This is a genomic window from Rheinheimera salexigens, assembly GCF_001752395.1.
Classification (GTDB): Bacteria; Pseudomonadota; Gammaproteobacteria; order Enterobacterales; family Alteromonadaceae; genus Alishewanella; species Alishewanella salexigens.
Window position 1 is genome coordinate 2,585,401 of record NZ_MKEK01000001.1, and the last position, 18,887, is coordinate 2,604,287.

Consider the following 18,887-nt stretch of genomic DNA (forward strand, 5'->3'; position numbering starts at 1 on the left):
TTTAAGTAGGATTAAAAATTATAGGTAAACTCTACGCCTACTTGTCTACCACGACGTGGTGAGCCAAAGAAAGCTCTCGGTGGTCCTTTGTCAGCATCAGTAGGTGAACTATTAGCACTTAAACCGGCAAAGTAAGGTGTTTGTAACCAGCGCGTGGCCATAACAACTGAGTCTTCATCAAACAAATTTCGCGCATAAGCCGTTAGGCTCCACTCTTCGGCTCTAATACCAATGCGGGCAGAACTTATAGTGGCGGCAGGAACATAAGCTAAGTTATAAAGCTGGACATATTTTTTCGATTCATAACTGGTATCAAAGTTTACAAAACCTTCAATATTAGAACTTACTTGATTATGGTATTCAAAAAACATACTCGCTTGATGTTTAGACGTAAGAGGAAATTCTTTACCTGATACTGAACATGTTGGGTTACCTGGCAAACCAAAATCAGCGGTTTTATCAACACCAGTTTCATTGGCTGGATCATTAAAGGCACCGCCACCACTGGTTAATGTCCACATAAAGTCATCACAACTTTTGGTAAATTCAGTATCGGCTAAGGCGTAACTAAAGCGACCTATTAGTCGTTCGGAAAAGTTAACGGCGGCATCAAGCTCAACACCCATCACTCGACCTTCGCCTTGATTGGTTGCAATAGACAAGGTGGTTGCAGTATTTGGATTCACTGCAGAGGTTGTCATTTGCATATTATTAATTTGGTTATAAAAAAATGACGCGGCCAAATTAACTTTTTTATTTAGAACTGTTTTAATACCAACTTCAAAACTATCGGTATCTTCTTGTTTATAGGTTGGCATCCCTTCAGCGGAGCCTGCAGCACCATTTAAGCCACCCGGTTTGACACCTTGTGCCAGCACACCAAACAACATGGTTTTATCTGACCATTGATAGTTAACAGCTAATCGTGGGGTAAAGTTATCCCAGGTACCGCTATCTTGATACTTCTGCACACCGGTTGCGGCATCCCATTGGGTAAGATTTTTTTCTTCTTCAGACCAACGCATTTCTAGCGAGGCGGTTAACTTGTCGCTAAATTTATATTCAACCGAACCAAAAATGGCTTTATTGGTTAAGTCTGACGTATCAGTATGAATGCCTTCTCTGGCATTGCCAAAAAACAACTCATACACTTTTTCATCTTGCTGATAGAAAAAACCGCCGATCATCCATTCAAAATCTGCCATCGGCGAGCGAAGTTGAATTTCTACTGATTTATCTTGGGTTTCTTTTCGTGACGCATCTGTTAATAGAGCTTTTGTGCCTGGCGCAAAAGTATAGTTTAGAGAGCTATGGTCGCCGTCTGACCCCGCCCGATAAGAGTCATCACGATAGCTAATAGCGGCATCAATTTGGTAACCGGATTCAAATAAATAATCACCAGCAACACTAGTGATTAATTGATCCCGCCATACCCCACTAAAAGGAGTTCCAGCATTAAGGTCATAGACATTACCGAAAAACGCTGAAGAGGTACCGCCTTGCAATGGACCATTAATTGGCACTCCCGGTACTTCAATTGGCTGGCCACTGGCACTAGGACCATCATTTAAGGCAATTTGGCCCGGTTTAATCTCACCACAAAAATATTGATTATTATTAGTTGAGTTACTGCCTGGCCAATAGGCTAATGAACGGTAACCTGGGGCACAGTTATTCATTTCTGCTGATTGTAAAAAGAAAGCCCTAGTACCATCATCATCTTTGGCTTTTTGTAGCCGCCATCTTATATTCATCGCATCGGTAGGCTCTGCGTTTACGACTAAGGTATACGAACGTGATGACTGATCGCCAATGGTTTCATTAGTAACTTGGTTTGTCCACTCGCCACCGTAACTAAAATCACGAACGGCTAATGATGCCGCTACGGTATCCGTTAATGGTGTGCTCATATAAAGCTGAACATTATGCTCATTGTGCTGGGCTGCGGAGGCTTTAACTCGGCCGGTAAATTCGTGCCTATCTGGGCCTTTGGTGATAAAGTTAATGGCACCAGAATAAGAGTTTCGACCATACAGCGCGCTTTGCGGCCCTTTAATAACCTCAACCCGAGCAATATCCGACATATCAATATTTTGTGATGAGCCAGCATAGTACACACCATCAATAAAATAAGCGGCACCTGATTCAACACCGAACTGAACGCCGGCTAAAATATTGCTCATGCCGCGAATGACCGGCCGCTCAACAGTACGGCCAAAGCCATTAGAGAAACTTAAACCTGGGGCAAAGCGCGCGATATCATCTATTGACTGAATACCTTGCTGTTCCAGCATTTCACTATTAAACGCAGATACCATTACTGGCACTTTATTTAACGACTCGACTCGGCGCCGAGTAGTGACCTGAATAACTTCTATTTCTTGCTCTGTTGCTGTAACTTCTTTAGCCGTTAACTCTTCTTGAGCATAAAGTGCCGTATTGGTTAATCCTAAACACCCTGTGATTACTGCTAGATATAATTTATTTATTTTCACTTGCATCACCTGTTGCTGTTATAATATGTCTGGACAATTCTTAAGCTAGTTATAACGCAAATCTTATACAATGGAAAAATTCTAGTTGACATTTGTCAAGCCGCTGCAATATTAAACAATACGTCAGCAAAACAGGTATGAAAACTGACTATTTAAAGAGTAATAAAAAGGCGTATTGATAGGGAATTGAGAATGGATTTTAGGGCAGCTTTGAGGGTGACGTTAAAGTGAAGTTCTAACTAAGAACGTAGAGCAATCTTACCCAGTTATAAGATAACAACTGGGTAAGCGCCTGTGCAAGTCAGCATAAAACATGAGCCAAATTTGCGTTATACAATTAAAGTGCCGCTTCTAGCTCTGGCATAATATCGAATAAGTCACCTACCAAACCGTAATCTGCTATTTGGAAAATAGGTGCATCTTCGTCTTTATTAATCGCCACGATAACTTTTGAATCTTTCATTCCGGCTAAATGTTGAATAGCACCCGATATGCCCACAGCAATATATAAATTAGGCGCCACAACTTTTCCGGTTTGGCCAATTTGCATATCGTTAGGAACAAAACCGGCATCAACAGCTGCTCTTGACGCGCCAATAGCGGCACCTAATTTATCTGCTACACGCTCGAGGATGCTAAAGTTTTCACCATTTTGCATACCACGACCACCGGAAATAATAATACTGGCAGCGGTGATGGAAGGCCGTTCTGATTTTGATAATTCTTCGCTAACAAAGCTAGATAAACCAGCATCGGCACTCTGTTTTAGTACTGTAACTGCTGCTGCAGTATCGCTTAACTCGGCTTCAGAAAAGGCAGTGCCTCTAATGGTTAATACTTTTTTCGCACAACAAGCTTTTACTTTAGCCATAGCATTGCCGGCATAGATTGGCCTAACAAACACATCTGCGCTTTCAATATCAATCACATCTGAAAACTGGGCTACATCTAAACTACCGGCAACTCGCGGAGCAACATCTTTACCCCAGCTGGTAGCGGCGAAAATAAAGTGCTCATAATCAGCACTAAATTTAGTAATAACCAAGGCGTGATTTTCAGCTAATGGTTGGCCAAGAACGCTATCTTTCACCACCACAACTTGATTGACGCCGTTAATATGGCTGGCCGCTGCAGCAAAAGCGCTGGTGTCAGCACCAGTAACTAAAATATCGATAGTCGAGCCTATAAGCTGGGCTGCTTTAACCGATTTACGTAAATTAGATAAGTCTATTTCTGCATTGTATTCAGCTATTACTAAAATACTCATTAGATCACCTTCGCTTCATTTTTTAATTTTTCAACTAGCTCAGCTACCGAAGCTAACTTAACGCCACCAGTACGTTGTGCAGGAGCGCTAACAGATATCAACTCAAAGCTTGGACTTAAATCCACCTCAAAACTGCTGGCTTCAACAGTATCTATGGGCTTTCTTTTAGCCTTCATAATATTTGGTAAAGACGCATACCGCGGCTCATTTAATCTAAGATCAGTTGAAATAATAGCGGGTAAGGTTAACGCTATAGTTTGTAAGCCAGCGTCAATCTCACGAGTAACCAATACTTTGTCTGCTTCAACAGTGACTTTAGAAGCAAAAGTTCCTTGGCTATAATTGGTCATGGCCGCTAACATTTGCGCTGTTTGATTATTATCAGCATCAATAGATTGTTTACCTAAAATAGTTAACGAGGGCTGCTCAGTTTCAATAACTTTTTTCAATAAACGTGCAACATGGATAGAGTCTAATTTTTGATCCGTGTTGATATGGATGCCTCTGTCTGCACCTAAAGCTAGCGCAGTGCGAATTTGTTCTTGAACTAAATTTGAACCGATAGAGACAACGATAACTTCAGTTGCAATACCGGCTTCCTTTAATCTTACGGCTTCTTCAACGGCAATTTCACAAAAAGGGTTCAGGGCCATTTTAACGTTATTGAGTTCAACATCACTCTGATCTGCTTTAACCCGAATTTTCACGTTGTAATCTATCACTCGCTTAACCGGAACCAGTATTTTCATAAAATCCTCATTAATTGCCAACTTAATTTGTCCAGACAAATTACATTCTAGCAAACTGTTAAATGAACAAAAATACAAATACTTGTTAGACCAGAGCATTTTTGACATTGGTCAATTTAAGCGCGGGCTTAAAGCATTTATTTCATGCCTAAGTACTGCCTGGGATTTGTGCTGATACTTTGCGGCTTAAGTTACCGCTAAACTACAATTAAGGCTTAAAAGCCATTTGCTTTAAGTCAATAATAAGTCTTTAAGTTGCTTTTAATTTATCTAAAGTACATAGTAAGTCCATCAAGCAGTATGGGTATTACTACAATGCGTTTTAGCAATAAGTGCTAATTTATTCATTAGTAAGCTTCTCTTAACACTATTATAAATAAGAGTATTATGAAGTTAGACACATCTAAAGTTTCAATTAAGACTTCGTTGGCTTCGTGTTTTGGTTCAAATTTTCAAGACTTAAACGGCAGCCAAGATTTCCTTGATGAGTTAGCCACAATGGCACAAGAAATTACTGTTGAAGCAAACTCATATCTTTTTAAAGAGAGTGATGCTAGCAATTTTGTCTATATCCCAATTTCTGGCGTCATCATGCTTGAAAGATCGACTGCAAGAGGCTCGCGACATGTTTTTGCTTTTTTATTTACCGGTAATTTAATTGGTTTATCTGAATTTTCGTTTTATACCTTTAGCGCTAAATCTGTTTCGAATTCAACCATAGTGAAAATAAACAAAGATTTAATAAAAAATGTGTTCGAACGCCACCCACAAATTGCCAAGCGTTTTCATGAATATACCAATATGGTATTAAATTATATTTTAGATCAATTGTTTATCATGGGACAAAAAACCGCCCACCAACGATTAGCGTTATTTTTATTAGATATGGAAAAAAGAATTGGCCATGGTACCAAGAAGTTCTTTTTACCTATGAGCAGACAAGATATTGCCGACTACTTAGGTATGTCGCTAGAAACCACCAGCCGAGGTTTTACTAGTCTTAAAAGTAAAGGCTTAATTTCTATAGAAAGTAATTACAGTATTACATTGTTAGATCCGGTTGCTTTAGCCGAATTTGGCGATAATTAATTCGTTTGTTTTTACATTAACAAAACAATGACAGCTAAATATGCCTTAACTGTCATTGTTCTCGATGCTTTTAACGCAGTGCTTTTATTGACCTACTTGGATTACTAAATGCTTGGTGTTTTTAGTTTTTTTTAACAGCCCACTGCTGCAACACTTCGTTAGTATGCTGACCAAATTCTGGTAAGTTAAAGTTAGCTTGGCCAGGTTCGTTACGGTATTTTATGGGTATGCCTAGATGATAACTTCCCTGCTCATCCTGCAATAACATATCTCTTTGTTGTAAATGCGGGTCACGTATCGCTTCGTTAAGAGAGCGCACCGGTGACCAACACACATCGATTTCAGCTAAAAATGCTTGCCAATATGCCATGGGTTTAGCGGCAAAGGTTGTGGCTAAGAAATCTTTTACGGGTTGTTGCACTTCACCTGGAGGTTGCTTACACAACTCAATTAAATCTGGCCGTTGCAGTGCATTAAGCAGGTTCTCAACAAATTTAATTTCACTGCCGCCTAAGGTTAAATAATGCTGATCAGCCGTTGCATAAATTTGATAAAATGCTGCCCCGCCCCAGCTACGCTCTTGTTTTACCACAGGCGAACGATTTTCTACGAAGGGAGGCCCCATAACATTTGGGTACCAAGCGATTAAAGAATCTTGCATAGAAATATCGAGATAATCACCTTTACCGGTTTGTTGTTTCTTTAACAACGCCATTAACACACCCGAAAACGCCATTAAGCTGCCTGCCATATCAGCTACTGGCATACCGGGCATTGCCGGTTTACCGTCTTGGCCTTCATTAATAAACACCGCACCAGAATCAGCTTGAATGCTAAGATCATGTGCTGGTTTTAAGGCCTTGCTGCCCGTTTGGCCATAGGCAGAAATAGAACAATACACAATGCCTGGGTTAACCGTTTTAACCACATCGTAATCTAAACCCAAGCGCTGCATAACGCCCGGTCGAAACGCTTCAATTACTACATCGGCCGTCTGACACAGCTTAAGAAAATCAGCTTTACCCGTTGCGGACTTTAGATCCAAGTTAATACTTTTTTTACCACGGTATACATTACGAAACCATACTGAATGACCGTTTTGCTTTAGCCCAACGGCTCGCACAGGCTCGGCATAAGGAGGCTCTAACGCCACTACCTCTGCACCATGATCAGCCATCATCATGCTAAAGTGTGGTCCCGGTAAAAACAGTGATAAATCGAGTACTCGGATCCCTTGTAGCTTCATAATAATTTCCTAATTCATGCTGTAAATATTTTATATAAGTTCGGTTTAAGCGCGGTATAAATACTATTTCAGTGCTATATAAGTACTACAGAAGTGCTCTATAACTGCTATATCAGTCCTTAGCCGCCGTTAAAAAAGGCAGCTAAATAGCTGCCTTTTACGCTGTTAAAAAAACGCACTTTTATAGGCAGACTAAATGGCGCCATCAGCCTTTAAATTGGCAATATCATCAGCACTATAGCCTAGCGAACCTAACAAATCGTTAGTATCACACCCCATAGGACCTGCCGCTTTACCTGCCATACGTTGACCGTCTACTTTTATTGGGCAGCCTAAAACTTGCATGTCATGTTTTTCAGGATGCTTAACGGTTCTTACCATACCGATATCATGGATATACGGATTTTGTAACGCTTGCGGCAAATCTAACACTGGCGCGCAAGGGATCTGGCCTTTAAGGTGCTCTAACCAATAATCGGTATTATGCGCACTAAGCGCACGGTCAATCTCGGTGGTGAGTAAATCTCTATTGTCACGACGCTGAGCGACTGTAGCAAAACGTTCTTGCTTTAACGTCGCGTCATCCAATAAATCGACCAGTACATGCCAAAACTTATCTGTCATCGCCATTAAGAATATATAACCATCGGCGGTTTTATATAGCTGACAAGGCACTGTTGCCGGGTGTGCTGATCGGGCTAGTCGCTCTGTAACATGGCCTTGGTTAAAGTACCATGTTGCTGGGTAAGACAACTGGTGTAAGGCGACATCGAATAACGACACGTCAACATCTCGGCCTTGGCCTGTGCGATGCGCACCAAGTAACGCTGACGTTAAGCCTAATGACGCCACCGCACCAGTCATAAAGTCAATCATCGACACACCAAAGCGTGCGGGTGGTTGATCGGGCTCACCGGTTAGCGACATTAAGCCGGCTTCGGCTTGCATTAAATAATCGTAGCCAGGCCAGCTAGCACGGTCATTATCGCGGCCATAAGCGGATAAGTGGCCACAAACGATTTTCGGATTAATATGTTTTAATTTATCATAAGTAATGCCGAGTTTTTCGGGTTGATCACCGCGTAAATTGTTGGTCACGGCATCAGCTGTTTTAACCAGCTTTTCAAAAACAGCCCGACCAGAGTCACTTTTAAGATCTAAAGTTAAACTTTTTTTATTTAAGTTAAAGGTTTGAAAGAAGTAACTATCATTTTCACCTAAAAAAAATGGCCCGGTTTGCCGAGATACATCGCCACCAATTTTAGGATTTTCAATTTTAATAACTTCTGCACCTAGATCAGCTAAAAACATTGATCCATAGGGCCCAGCACCATATTGCTCTACGGCAATAATTCTAATTCCCTCTAGTGGAAGTGTTTTCATGGTTCACCTATTAAATTTTGTAGCGTTCAACGAGTTGTTTAGCAATGATAATGCGCTGCATTTCATTGGTACCTTCGCCAATACACATCAGCATGGCATCGCGATAAAAGCGCTCTATATCATATTCAACTGAATAGCTGTAACCGCCAAAGATACGCATAGCTTCATTGGCACAAAACACACCGGCTTCTGAACCCGCATACTTAGCCATACCCGCTTCCATATCACAACGCTCACCGGCATCAAATTTAGCCGCGGCTTGCTCAATTAATAAGCGTGCAGCCTCAACTTTTGTTGCCATTTCGCCAAGCTTTAATTGAATAGCTTGATGCTGACAAATTGGCTTACCGAAGGTTTCTCGCTCTTGGGCATAGCGTACTGCTAATTCCATCGCACCTAACGCAATACCGGCACCACGTGCTGCCACATTAATACGTCCTAGCTCTAAACCACCAATAGCTTGTATGAAGCCTTTACCTTCATCGCCACCAATTAAGTTTGCCGCTGGTACTCTAAAATCTTCAAATATCACTTCACAGGTATCAATAGAGCGATAGCCAAACTTTTTCAATTTAGAAACTGTGATCCCTGCTTTAAAGTTACCTTGCTCATCTTTAGTTTCGACTATAAATAAACTGGTGCCTCGGTGTGCGGGTTTAGCATTTGGATCGGTTTTGACTAATACTGCTAACACGTTGCCGTGTAACGAGTTAGTAATCCAAGTCTTACTGCCATTAATAATATAATCGTCACCATCACGCACAGCAGTACTACGAATTGCTTGTAAATCAGTACCGGCATTTGGCTCAGTTAAGGCAATAGCGCCACGTAACTCACCACTGGCCATTTTAGGTAAAAAATACTCTTTTTGCGCATCAGTGCCACTGCGCTCAATCGCAGAAGCTTGGATTAAGTGTGAGTTAAAAATCCCACTTGGTGCCATCCAAGCCGAAGAGACTTTCATCACTATTTTGGCGTAAATTGCAGCTGGTAAACCTAAACCACCATAATCTTGGCTGATAGTGGCACCAAACAGACCTAGCCCTTTCATTTGCTCAACTAAATCTGTTGGGTAGGTATCATTTTGATCATGATCCTGTGCAATAGGTCGAACTTCATTTTCAACCCATTTATCAATCATATCTAAGATCGATTGCTCGTCTTCTTTGGTCCAAATATCAGCCATGGCTCACCTCGTTTGTCAGTAACTTTTAGTAATTAACTTTGTCTTCAACAGAATGGCCACGCTTAGCGATAAGTATGGTACGTTTAAAGGTACACACTATTTTGCCATCTTGGTTAAAGCCGGTACTTTTGGTTACAACGATGCCTGCACCTGGACGTGACTTAGACTCGCGTTTTTCTAATATTTCAGATTCAGCCGTTAAGGTATCGTCTTCAAATAATGGGTAAGTCATTTTGATCTCATCCCAACCCAGGTTAGCAATGGCTTTTTGACTAACATCTGTCACACTCATACCCACCATTAACGCGACGGTTAACGGCGAACACACGATACATTTACCAAACTCACTGCCTTTTGCATATTCATCATCAAAATGCATTGGGTGGGTGTTCATGGTTAATAAGGTAAACCAAGTATTATCGGTTTTAGTGATAGTACGACCTGGACGGTGCTCATAAATATCACCTACTACGAAATCTTCGTAGTAACGGCCAAAAGTTTCGCGATAACGGTTTTCACTGATTTTTTTTACGTTCTGTACCATGATTAGATTCTCTCTATTTTTAAATTATAAAAACTAATACTAATTAATGTGCCAAAGCAGCGACTTGTAATATGCGTTGTGATGCTAAAACGATGGGCCGGTCAATCATGCGGCCATCGACTACCAGCACACCACCACCGGCGGCGTCTGAAGCAGCAATAACTTTTTCGGCATAACTGACTTGTTCAGCTGTTGGAGTTAGCACCTGATGAATAGTGACAATTTGCACTGGATGAATAGCGGCTTTTGCTGAATAACCTAAGGCTTTAATCCGCTTGGTTTCATCTACTAAGCCTGCCTCATCTTTGATATTGATATAAGGCACATCAATTAGCTGCAAGTTGGCTTGCGCAGCAGCGAAAACTAATTGGCTGCGAGCGAAAAGTAATGGCTCGTAACTAAAGTCACAGCGCAACTCGGCTGACATATCAGCACCACCAAACATCAGTGCCGACAGTCTTGTTGAAGACTTAGCTATCTGTACCGCATTAGTTAAGCCGTCAAGGCTTTCGATTAAGGCTATTAGCTGGATGTTATTATTAACAAAGGCTGTTTCTGCAGCCTTAACATCAGCAGCAGAGCTACATTTTGCCAACATGACATAAGCCACATCACTTTGACTAAAAGCCGCTAAATCTTGCTGACCTACGTCGGTATTTACCGGATTAATTCGTACACAAACTTGGTTATTACCTTTAGCGATATAATCAAGCACAGCCGCCCGAGCGCTGTCTTTTTGATCGGGCAATACAGCGTCTTCTAAATCAATACAGATTAAATCTGCACCTGCAGCTAAGGCTTTATCAAACCTGTCGCTACGTGAACCCGGTACAAATAATAAAGAACGAATTGCGTTCATTACTTACGTCCTTCTATGAATGACTATGCTTTGGTTTTTTGAATTGGCTGAGAAGCAAAGTGCTCAGCTATTTGCTGCCGAGTGGCAAACCAAATATCTGATTTACTGCTGACATAGCGCAAAAATTCTTCCAAAGCCCAAATACGACCCGGTCGACCGATAATGCGTAAGTGCAAACCTAAACTCATCATCCGAGTTTGCTCAGCACCTTCGGCATATAAGGTATCGAAGGTATCTTTGGCGTACTTTAACCATGCTTCTGGGGTGTATGATGGTGCAACCCACATTTTCATATCATTAGAATCAAGCGCATAAGGCACAATGATCATTTTCTTATCGCTGCCTTCAACGTCATCCCAAAAAGGGGCATCGGCACTGTAATCATCCATGTGATACAGAAAACCTTCTTCTTGTAATAACCGGCGAGTATTGGGAGTTAATAAATAACGCGATAACCAACCTAAAGGTCTTTTACCGGTAGTGCTTTCAATACTGGTTACGGCTTTTTGAATAAATTCGCGTTCTTCTGCTTCATTCATTCTAAATTGGTGGATCCAGCGATAACCGTGAGAACAGGTTTCGTCACCGCGTCTTTTAATGGCTTCAGCTAAATACGGAGCGCGCTCTAAACTTAACGCAGCAGCAGTCCAAGTTGCTGGAATATTGTATTTATCGAGTAAACCAATAATCCGCGGGCCACCTTCTTTAATACCGTATTGATAGTTAGACTCGTTGCCATAGTTACGAATTGGCTTTCTTAAATGCACTTGTAACTCGTCAACAGGTTCCATCCCTGGATCCCCGTCTTTTACGCTGTACTCAGAACCTTCTTCGACATTAACAACGATAGAAAGCGCTAATTTTGCTTGCTTTGGCCATGCATATTGTTGACTCATAACGGTTCCAACTTAATAAATGACTTATCTAAATTCGGTTTAACGTATTTGGCTTAGAGACACTTTTTAGTGATACTCTTCGCCTCCAGACACGTTCATCGCTTCGCCGGTGATATATATAGATTGCTCAGAGCATAAAAATGCACAGGCTTTAGCAATATCTTCTTGCAATCCTGGACGACCTAACGGAATACGATCTTTCATATCTTGCATATATTTGTCATGGCCTTTGCCAGTGACTTCTGAAAAGTGGGCATTTTGCCAAGCGCCTAAACCGGTGGTGATATGGTTTGGACAAATTTGATTAACGTTAATGGCATGCTTACCCAGTTCTAATGAGGCGACTCGGGTTAATCCCGTCATGCCATGTTTAGAGGTAGTGTAGGCAGAGGCTTCTGGAAAAGCTGATTTTGATGCTTGTGAGCCAATGTTGATGATTTTTCCACCATGGCCTTGCTTAACCATTTGCTTAGCTGCGTATTTAATGCCTAAAAAGCTGCCTCGTAGATTAACGTTTAACACCGCGTCCCATTCGTCGATATCCATGTCTAAAATAGGCTTCATTAAATAACCAATACCGGCGTTATTAATCCAAATATCGACTTTGCCATATTGGCTAACGGCGAATTCAACCGCGGCTTCAACATCTGCGGGTTTAAGCACGTTACACGCAAAGGCACTGGCTTCACCGCCTTGTTGTTTGATCTCATTAACGATTTGCTGCATTTCAGCGCTAGTGCCAATCTCAGATGCAGGTAAGTGTTTATCTTCTGATTGACCAACATCAGTGATAACCACTTTGCAACCTTCAGCTGCTAAACGTTTCGCCATCGCTTCACCAAGTCCAAGCAACCGGCCTGCGCCAGTGATAACAGCGACTTTTCCGGCTAAGTCTGGATACAATGCCATGTCGACTCCTTATAACGCTTGAGTGAGAATAAACAGCGGATTATCAGCAAAGCTCTGAAATTGTGCCGCTACCTTTTGCATAACGTCACTTTGCACATCTTGGCCAAACTGCTGCATATCATTAACTTTAATAAGCTCAACGTACTGATACGGGCTGGGAGAATCGCTCATTAATAGGCCTTGTGCTTTAAGCACTTCAAATCTGTCTACAGACGGTAATCCACCTGCTGTCGGAATGTCTGTGGTTTTGGCCCATTGCTCGTAAGCGGCTTGGTCGGTGTCTGATTTTAAATTGAATAGCACAACAAGGGTCGTCATCTTCAGCTCCGTTAAAATTATTTGTCCGTACAAATTTAACCAGCTAGTGGTCGTTTGTCTATCAAATCATGGCCTAATAAGACTAGGTTTGACATTTGGCAATTAAAGAAGAAGTTTCAAACAAAAAAGCACAGTGACTACTGTGCTTTTTCTGACATTTGATAAGGGCTTATAAGGGCTTTTTGCATAGTGCTGTTTAATCAGCAGTATCTGCGATACGGGTTAGCACCTCTTCAGCATGGCTACCCTTACTGATATAAAGCTTTAATCGCACTGTTAACATTATAGTTATAGTCGGTTAATTGTTGCCACTTAGCGGCTAAATCTAGTAATTCAAAATCACTGCCAACTTTACCCACTAGCTGCATACCTGCTGGCAGCTGGAAAGAAGAAGTCGATGCAGAGGAAAGCATCGGCAGAGATAACGCGGGCAAGCCAGCAAAATTGGCAATACTGGTAAAGTCTGCCTGATTAGCCGGTATTGCATCTTGCATGTTAAATGCTCGCTGTAAGGTGGTGGGTAATAATAAATAATCACCTTGTTCTAACCAGCTACGAGCTTGTAATTTAGCTAACGTAACAACATCATGAGCTTTAGTTAAATCTAATGCAGATTTTGTATCAATAAAACTTAGCAATGCTGATAGGTAATTGGAGAACAACTCGCGCTTATTTTTCCATTCGGCTGCATATTCAATGCGCATATCCGCTTCGCAGATTAGTAAACCGGCGCGGCGTGCTTTAGTGGTGTCAAAATCAGCCAGTTGAAAATAACGAATTTCACAACCTAGATCTTGCCAAGCTGCTAAATTAGCGTTGAAATCGCTAATAATAGAGGCATCAACATTAAACGCCTGCAAATCATCTGGCACTAACAATACCGGCTTTTTAGGCGCATAAGGTGTAAAAACCATTCGCTCTGAACTGATACTAGCAGCGTCATACGCCACCATATACGGATAAATGAGTTGTAAATCTCGTACCGAACGGGCTAAAGGCCCTATAGAGTCTAATACTTTACCGCAAGGCACGCTGCCTCTATTACTGACGGCACCACGACTGGGTTTTAAACCAAAGACGCCACAGTAAGATGCTGGAATTCGTACTGATCCCATAGTGTCGGTACCCAGCGCAATGGGCACTATGCATGCTGCAACGGCAGCACCTGAGCCGCCGGAAGAGCCACCAGGCGTATAGCCTAGTTGATGCGGATTATAACAATGGCCGAAATGGGCATTATGATTACTCGCACCTAAGGCACCTTCATGCATATTCAATTTGCCTACAATCGCACTACCCGCTTGCTTTAGTTGGCTAATAACAAAAGCATCGTTATCGGGTAAATGATGACGGCGTATTTCCAGCCCTGCCGTTGTTGGCAGGTCACTAACATCTATATTATCTTTAACACCCAAGGCTAAACCATGCAAAGCACCTGTTAGGTTTGGGCCTTCGCTATTTTTAGAGGTATTAATATTAATAAATGCATTTAAAGCGGGGTTTAGCTTAACTGCAGCTTGTTGATGCTGCGCAAACAGCTCAGCGGCAGAAATCTGCCCCTGGCTGATTAGCTTACTTAGCGCGGTAAAATCAAGGCTAAGTAAACTTAAATCAATGTTCTTAGTATCACTTATCGACATACTTAAAGACCCACTTAATAGCCTATTTCACGAGCTATATTACATTACTCGCTCATCGAGTAAGCGAATCGGTTTTTGCCGCACATCAACTTGGGTTAATGCCGTCAATTCCCCTTCACCTACAAGCTCTACGCCAACTTCAATACCAATTTTTTGTTTTAGCAATGCTTTATATTCTGGCAATAAACTAGCACGCGCCTCTGGTTTTACATCTACTTCAACATAAACAATTAACTCATCACGACCGGTTTCGTCACGTATGGCTTTACAAATAAACTCGCCTAAAAATTCTTTGCGTTCTTCCAGCATAGGGCCAACGCCTTGCGGATAAATGTTGATACCACGCAATTTAACCATATTGTCAGAACGTCCCATAAAGCCACGTATACGTTTAAACGGGAAGCCAATTTTATTTTCAGTTAATAACTCTTCAGTAATATCATGGGTATTAAAACGAATAATAGGATAAACATCGTCTTTATATAAACAGGTAACCACCATATTACCTACCGTACCAGGAACAACGACTTCATTGGTTTCGGTATCTAGAATTTCTAAATATTGAGCATCTTCCCAAACATGCATACCATCGTGGTCTGGTCCTTCAGCAGCAATAGTGCCGGTATCACCTACGCCATACCAATCAAACAGTTCAGCACCGCCCCAAGCTTTAGAAATAGCATCGCGACTTTCCATGCCTAAGTGACCAATAATCATATCAATTTTGATATCTTTACCCGGCACGATACCTTCTTCTTTAGCTACATCGGATAAACGTTTTATATAGTCGACAAAGCCAACTAACACGTTAACACCAAAGGTTTTCATCAAGTTAACTTGTTGAACTGAGCGGGTTTCGACACCGGTACCAGCAGATAAGAAAATAGAGTTAGTATAATGGGTGACCGCTTCACGAATATAGTGGCCGCCATTAATCATACCGTGACCATAACAAGACTGAATAGTTGACGCCGGTTTAAGCCCCATAAAACGGTAGCTACGACCGACTAATAAAGATTGGATTTCACGGCTTTTAGGACCAAATAATAATGGCTGCGGGGTACCTGTGGTGCCACTGGTGGTATGAAATACAATGGGCGGTCGGTTTTCAGGCGCGATATTATCTAAACCATGAAAGTCGCCAAAAGGTGGAAAGCGTTCAACACTATCCATAATGTCACTTTTAGAAATTAACGGTAATTTAGTAATGTCATCTAATGACTTAATATCTTGCTGCTTAACGCCAGCATCACCCCAAATCCGCTGATAAAATGGGATAGTCCACGCTTTCTCCATTACTTCTAAAAAGCGTTCATTTTGTAATTTTTTTAGCTCTGCTTTAGACATGCCTTTAAAGCGTTGCAGTAATTCATCACCTAACGGGTAGTCCTCAAGCATCTTATTGATGTCAAAAGATTGCAGATAATTGGGGTAACTCATAAAATGCCTCTACTTTCGGTATAAATCATTAATTGGACTAGATTATTAATATTTGAGATTTGTTCTAATTCGTCTATGGCATTTATCAATTTGCTAATAGCATCATCAGAAAAAGGATAAATAGCACTACGACAAGCAGCCCAAAACTTCTTTACTTGCTGCTCTTTACTTAAAGGTCTATCGGGATGGCCTAATACAGCCGGTAAATCTATGTGCAAAAAACGGCCATCAGTTAAGGTAACTTCAACCCGAACAGGCGCTAGTGCATTAGGATCTTGGCAATCGTTTAATTGCATACTCACTTTAGCGGCTAAAGCTAAGGTGTCTGGATTAGTTAACGCTTGTGCTGAAAAATCTTCGACACCCACATCACCGTTTTGTAAGGCGATAGCGGCTATATAGCCTTGGCATAACTTAGCGTAACTGCTGTCCATATTCGCTTTAAGCGGCCGACCGACTAATCGCATAATAAGCGGCGGAGCTAATACATGAATATGTTGAATTTGCTCACTACTGAAACCGTGCTGCTGTTGCAACGTTAGTAAACCATCGATACAGCCATGACCTGCACGACCGGTAGGAAAAGGTTTATGGCTAACACGTTCAATTTGAAACTGTTTGCCTAAGCGCTGATAAAATAAGTCGATATCGTGGGTATCTTCAAATAACCTAAAGTAACCAAAAGGCCCTTCTAAAATATCTTTAGGACCAGAAAATCCGGCCTGCGCTAAGTCTACCGCATGCATAGCCGAACGGGCATTTATGCCTATTTGCATCGCCAACATGCCAGAGCCTTCAACATGCGCCTGCATAGTGCCACTAAGCTGGCTGTAGCTAATGCCCATAGCGTTGGCTAATACGTCACCTTTAAACTGCTGCATGGCGCAGATACCTGCAGTAACACCTAAGGCGCCACACATGGAGGGTCGAAAAAATTTCAGCCCCGAGGTCACCGCACTGCCTATACAAGTGGCAACATCTACCGCGACTACAATGCCTAAAATTAGCTGCTCACCACTTAAGTTATGCTGTTGAGCGTAACTTGTTAACGCTGACAATATAGTGGCCATTGGATGAACTACGGCTTTTTCATGCACTGCATCCCACTCTTGGTTATGTATTTGAAAACCATTAACAAGCGCGGCATTACCGGCGGGTAGCCACTCACCGGTTGCCCAAACCTGAGCTTGTTTAGCATCGCCCCAGTTACTCGCTGCTTGCTTAACTTGGCTAACCGTTGGCACTCTACTGCCACTAATACCCACCGCGATAGAGTCAAAAATAAAGGTTTTTGCTGCTGCTATAGTCTGTGGCGGCAAGTCGGCATAACGTACTGTTTCAATATGCTGTAATAATGCTTTAATCGCGGTCATGCGCACCTCGTTGCGTAGCCTGGTGCATAACGCTTTTAGTTGTTTTTTCAGAACTGGGCAACAATAACTGGGTTAACGCCGACAAGTCATTTTGGCTAAACCAGTTAAACGATAATAACTGTTGGCGTTGCGCTAACGTTAAGCCATTGTGTTTAAATAAATAATCAGCTTTTTCCATTATTTGCTGCTGACTAAGCGGTCGCTCTGGATCGCCTAAAGTATCTTGATGTTGGTAGCTAATAGTATGCGGCTCAGACGTTAGCCGAATACGAACACTGGCACCATAATGCGTCGGATAATTAGCTTCGATATCAGCATCTAAAAACAATGTTATTTTGCGCCGCATGGCTGCTACTCTTTTATCAGCTCTAGCCTCTGCCTGATAATGCCAAAGCTTTGGCTCGCCAAAAACCAATAAACAAGCTACGGCATGCTGAATACTAAACTTAGCTTGCAACACGGTTTGAGGCTCGGGCCGGTCACAAAAGGTTAAAGCATCTTGGTAGCAACCGATATTAATTTGCTGAACAGTCACGCTTAGGTCTTTATACTTTAAGCCTTTGCTTTCTATATTTTCATTTAAGTCTACATCAGTATTTTGGCCAAACGCTTGGATCACCACATCCATTGCGGGGTGGGCATGCCGACACGCAGGCCAGGGTTTAAACGTACAATCGTGCATTAACCAATGTGCGCTCGTTGCCAGCACTTTTTCAGGTGTGGCATCATTTGACGTTGCAGCGAATAAGCCTTGCGGCCCTTCTAAAATAGCCGCAGGCCCGGTTAATCCGGCTTTAGCCAGTAACGCAGCTTGCACACCACTTTTGCTGGCCTCTGCATTATGAAACTGTTTAGTCATAACGTCTTCATGGCGCATTTGCCACAAACCACCAGTACGGCTTCCGGTATTACCCAAAGCCCAAACTAATTGCTGCGGTGTTAATTTAAGCAAAAAACCCGCTGCCAGCGCGGCGCCAAAAGCAGCACAGCTAGACGTATTGTGGTAATAACGATAATGGCTCCGGCCAATGGCTTGACCAATGCGAATAGTGACTTCGTAACCTAAAATAACTGCATCTAAAAACTGGTCGAGACTCGCCTGACAATGCTCTGCCATGGCTAATGCTGCAGGAATTACCACAGGCCCCGCATGTAATATTGAACTGCGATGGACATCATCCATTTCTAGCACGTTACCTAGTGCCGCATTATATTGCAGTGCTGATTGCCAATCGGTTTTGCCCTGCCATAATGCTGTAGCAGTTGCCTGTGGACTGGCTGTTGCCGCGCTGTTGTTAATAAACGTTAGCTGACTTGCAAAAGCTTTAGCCACTTCTGCCGTTGCACCACCGGCAACACAGGCTAGCCAATCTATGACATGCAAAGCACTACGTTGGCGATCGGCGGTAGTTATAGGCTTATGTAGCAGCTGGGCCACTAACTGTTCGGTTAAGGTGCCCGCCGTAGGTTCTGTGTTAAATTTTTTCATCTAC

The 18,887-nt window shown here is 42.2% G+C and carries 16 protein-coding genes; 1 reads left to right on the forward strand and 15 read right to left on the reverse strand.

What is annotated here, in order from left to right; all coding sequences use genetic code 11:
* Positions 1 to 11 precede the first annotated feature (11 nt).
* From BI198_RS11665 to BI198_RS11675, 3 genes are all read right to left on the reverse strand, one after another.
* Positions 12 to 2,495 carry a TonB-dependent receptor gene (locus BI198_RS11665; protein WP_201243491.1) on the reverse strand — a complete coding sequence of 828 codons (2,484 nt, stop codon included), beginning with the start codon at positions 2,493 to 2,495 and terminating at the stop codon, positions 12 to 14.
* 337 nt (positions 2,496 to 2,832) lie between these two features.
* On the reverse strand, positions 2,833 to 3,762 hold the full coding sequence (locus tag BI198_RS11670; protein ID WP_070049702.1) for an electron transfer flavoprotein subunit alpha/FixB family protein: 930 nt from the start codon (positions 3,760 to 3,762) through the stop codon (positions 2,833 to 2,835).
* Positions 3,762 to 4,511, reverse strand: a complete 750-nt coding sequence (locus BI198_RS11675; RefSeq protein ID WP_070049703.1) for an electron transfer flavoprotein subunit beta/FixA family protein — start codon at positions 4,509 to 4,511, stop codon at positions 3,762 to 3,764. Before BI198_RS11675 ends, BI198_RS11670 begins: the two co-directional genes overlap by 1 nt.
* A 387-nt stretch (positions 4,512 to 4,898) precedes the next feature.
* On the opposite strand from BI198_RS11675, the gene BI198_RS11680 reads away from it, so the two are divergent.
* Positions 4,899 to 5,600, forward strand: a complete 702-nt coding sequence (locus tag BI198_RS11680; RefSeq protein ID WP_070049704.1) for a Crp/Fnr family transcriptional regulator — start codon at positions 4,899 to 4,901, stop codon at positions 5,598 to 5,600.
* Between the two features lie 121 nt (positions 5,601 to 5,721).
* On the opposite strand, the gene BI198_RS11685 is transcribed toward BI198_RS11680, so the two are convergent.
* From BI198_RS11685 to BI198_RS11740, 12 genes are all read right to left on the reverse strand, one after another.
* On the reverse strand, positions 5,722 to 6,846 hold the full coding sequence (locus BI198_RS11685) for a CaiB/BaiF CoA transferase family protein (RefSeq protein WP_070049705.1): 1,125 nt from the start codon (positions 6,844 to 6,846) through the stop codon (positions 5,722 to 5,724).
* A gap of 192 nt (positions 6,847 to 7,038) precedes the next feature.
* Positions 7,039 to 8,229 carry a CaiB/BaiF CoA transferase family protein gene (locus BI198_RS11690; protein ID WP_070049706.1) on the reverse strand — a complete coding sequence of 397 codons (1,191 nt, stop codon included), beginning with the start codon at positions 8,227 to 8,229 and terminating at the stop codon, positions 7,039 to 7,041.
* 10 nt (positions 8,230 to 8,239) lie between these two features.
* Positions 8,240 to 9,415 (reverse strand): acyl-CoA dehydrogenase family protein, encoded by a 1,176-nt coding sequence (locus BI198_RS11695; protein ID WP_070049707.1) that lies wholly within the window; start codon positions 9,413 to 9,415, stop codon positions 8,240 to 8,242.
* Positions 9,416 to 9,440: 25 nt separating this feature from the next.
* Positions 9,441 to 9,959, reverse strand: a complete 519-nt coding sequence (locus BI198_RS11700) for a MaoC family dehydratase (RefSeq protein ID WP_070049708.1) — start codon at positions 9,957 to 9,959, stop codon at positions 9,441 to 9,443.
* A 43-nt stretch (positions 9,960 to 10,002) separates the two neighbouring features.
* Positions 10,003 to 10,818 (reverse strand): HpcH/HpaI aldolase/citrate lyase family protein, encoded by an 816-nt coding sequence (locus BI198_RS11705; protein WP_070049709.1) that lies wholly within the window; start codon positions 10,816 to 10,818, stop codon positions 10,003 to 10,005.
* 23 nt (positions 10,819 to 10,841) lie between these two features.
* Positions 10,842 to 11,714, reverse strand: coding sequence for a polysaccharide deacetylase family protein (locus BI198_RS11710; RefSeq protein WP_070049710.1), 873 nt, complete (start codon positions 11,712 to 11,714; stop codon positions 10,842 to 10,844).
* Between the two features lie 66 nt (positions 11,715 to 11,780).
* Positions 11,781 to 12,623, reverse strand: a complete 843-nt coding sequence (locus BI198_RS11715) for an SDR family NAD(P)-dependent oxidoreductase (protein WP_070049711.1) — start codon at positions 12,621 to 12,623, stop codon at positions 11,781 to 11,783.
* A 9-nt stretch (positions 12,624 to 12,632) separates the two neighbouring features.
* Positions 12,633 to 12,941, reverse strand: coding sequence for an REDY-like protein HapK (locus BI198_RS11720; RefSeq protein WP_070049712.1), 309 nt, complete (start codon positions 12,939 to 12,941; stop codon positions 12,633 to 12,635).
* A 248-nt stretch (positions 12,942 to 13,189) separates the two neighbouring features.
* Positions 13,190 to 14,581, reverse strand: a complete 1,392-nt coding sequence (locus tag BI198_RS11725; protein ID WP_201243493.1) for an amidase — start codon at positions 14,579 to 14,581, stop codon at positions 13,190 to 13,192.
* A gap of 39 nt (positions 14,582 to 14,620) precedes the next feature.
* Complete coding sequence (locus BI198_RS11730; RefSeq protein ID WP_070049713.1) at positions 14,621 to 16,021, reverse strand: phenylacetate--CoA ligase family protein; 1,401 nt, start codon at positions 16,019 to 16,021, stop codon at positions 14,621 to 14,623.
* Positions 16,018 to 17,394, reverse strand: coding sequence for an MmgE/PrpD family protein (locus BI198_RS11735; protein ID WP_070049714.1), 1,377 nt, complete (start codon positions 17,392 to 17,394; stop codon positions 16,018 to 16,020). The genes BI198_RS11730 and BI198_RS11735 overlap by 4 nt, the downstream gene beginning before the upstream one ends.
* Complete coding sequence (locus BI198_RS11740) at positions 17,381 to 18,883, reverse strand: MmgE/PrpD family protein (RefSeq protein WP_070049715.1); 1,503 nt, start codon at positions 18,881 to 18,883, stop codon at positions 17,381 to 17,383. Before BI198_RS11740 ends, BI198_RS11735 begins: the two co-directional genes overlap by 14 nt.
* Positions 18,884 to 18,887 lie beyond the last annotated feature (4 nt).

Excerpts from the sequence above, each read along its gene's own strand:
- BI198_RS11670 (WP_070049702.1), bottom strand. The coding sequence starts at position 3,762 with ATGAGTATTTTAGTAATAGCTGAATACAATGCAGAAATAGACTTATCT.
- BI198_RS11675 (WP_070049703.1), bottom strand. The coding sequence starts at position 4,511 with ATGAAAATACTGGTTCCGGTTAAGCGAGTGATAGATTACAACGTGAAA.
- BI198_RS11680 (WP_070049704.1), top strand. The coding sequence starts at position 4,899 with ATGAAGTTAGACACATCTAAAGTTTCAATTAAGACTTCGTTGGCTTCG.
- BI198_RS11685 (WP_070049705.1), bottom strand. The coding sequence starts at position 6,846 with ATGAAGCTACAAGGGATCCGAGTACTCGATTTATCACTGTTTTTACCG.
- BI198_RS11690 (WP_070049706.1), bottom strand. The coding sequence starts at position 8,229 with ATGAAAACACTTCCACTAGAGGGAATTAGAATTATTGCCGTAGAGCAA.
- BI198_RS11695 (WP_070049707.1), bottom strand. The coding sequence starts at position 9,415 with ATGGCTGATATTTGGACCAAAGAAGACGAGCAATCGATCTTAGATATG.
- BI198_RS11700 (WP_070049708.1), bottom strand. The coding sequence starts at position 9,959 with ATGGTACAGAACGTAAAAAAAATCAGTGAAAACCGTTATCGCGAAACT.
- BI198_RS11705 (WP_070049709.1), bottom strand. The coding sequence starts at position 10,818 with ATGAACGCAATTCGTTCTTTATTATTTGTACCGGGTTCACGTAGCGAC.
- BI198_RS11710 (WP_070049710.1), bottom strand. The coding sequence starts at position 11,714 with ATGAGTCAACAATATGCATGGCCAAAGCAAGCAAAATTAGCGCTTTCT.
- BI198_RS11715 (WP_070049711.1), bottom strand. The coding sequence starts at position 12,623 with ATGGCATTGTATCCAGACTTAGCCGGAAAAGTCGCTGTTATCACTGGC.
- BI198_RS11720 (WP_070049712.1), bottom strand. The coding sequence starts at position 12,941 with ATGACGACCCTTGTTGTGCTATTCAATTTAAAATCAGACACCGACCAA.
- BI198_RS11725 (WP_201243493.1), bottom strand. The coding sequence starts at position 14,581 with ATGTCGATAAGTGATACTAAGAACATTGATTTAAGTTTACTTAGCCTT.
- BI198_RS11730 (WP_070049713.1), bottom strand. The coding sequence starts at position 16,021 with ATGAGTTACCCCAATTATCTGCAATCTTTTGACATCAATAAGATGCTT.
- BI198_RS11735 (WP_070049714.1), bottom strand. The coding sequence starts at position 17,394 with ATGACCGCGATTAAAGCATTATTACAGCATATTGAAACAGTACGTTAT.
- BI198_RS11740 (WP_070049715.1), bottom strand. The coding sequence starts at position 18,883 with ATGAAAAAATTTAACACAGAACCTACGGCGGGCACCTTAACCGAACAG.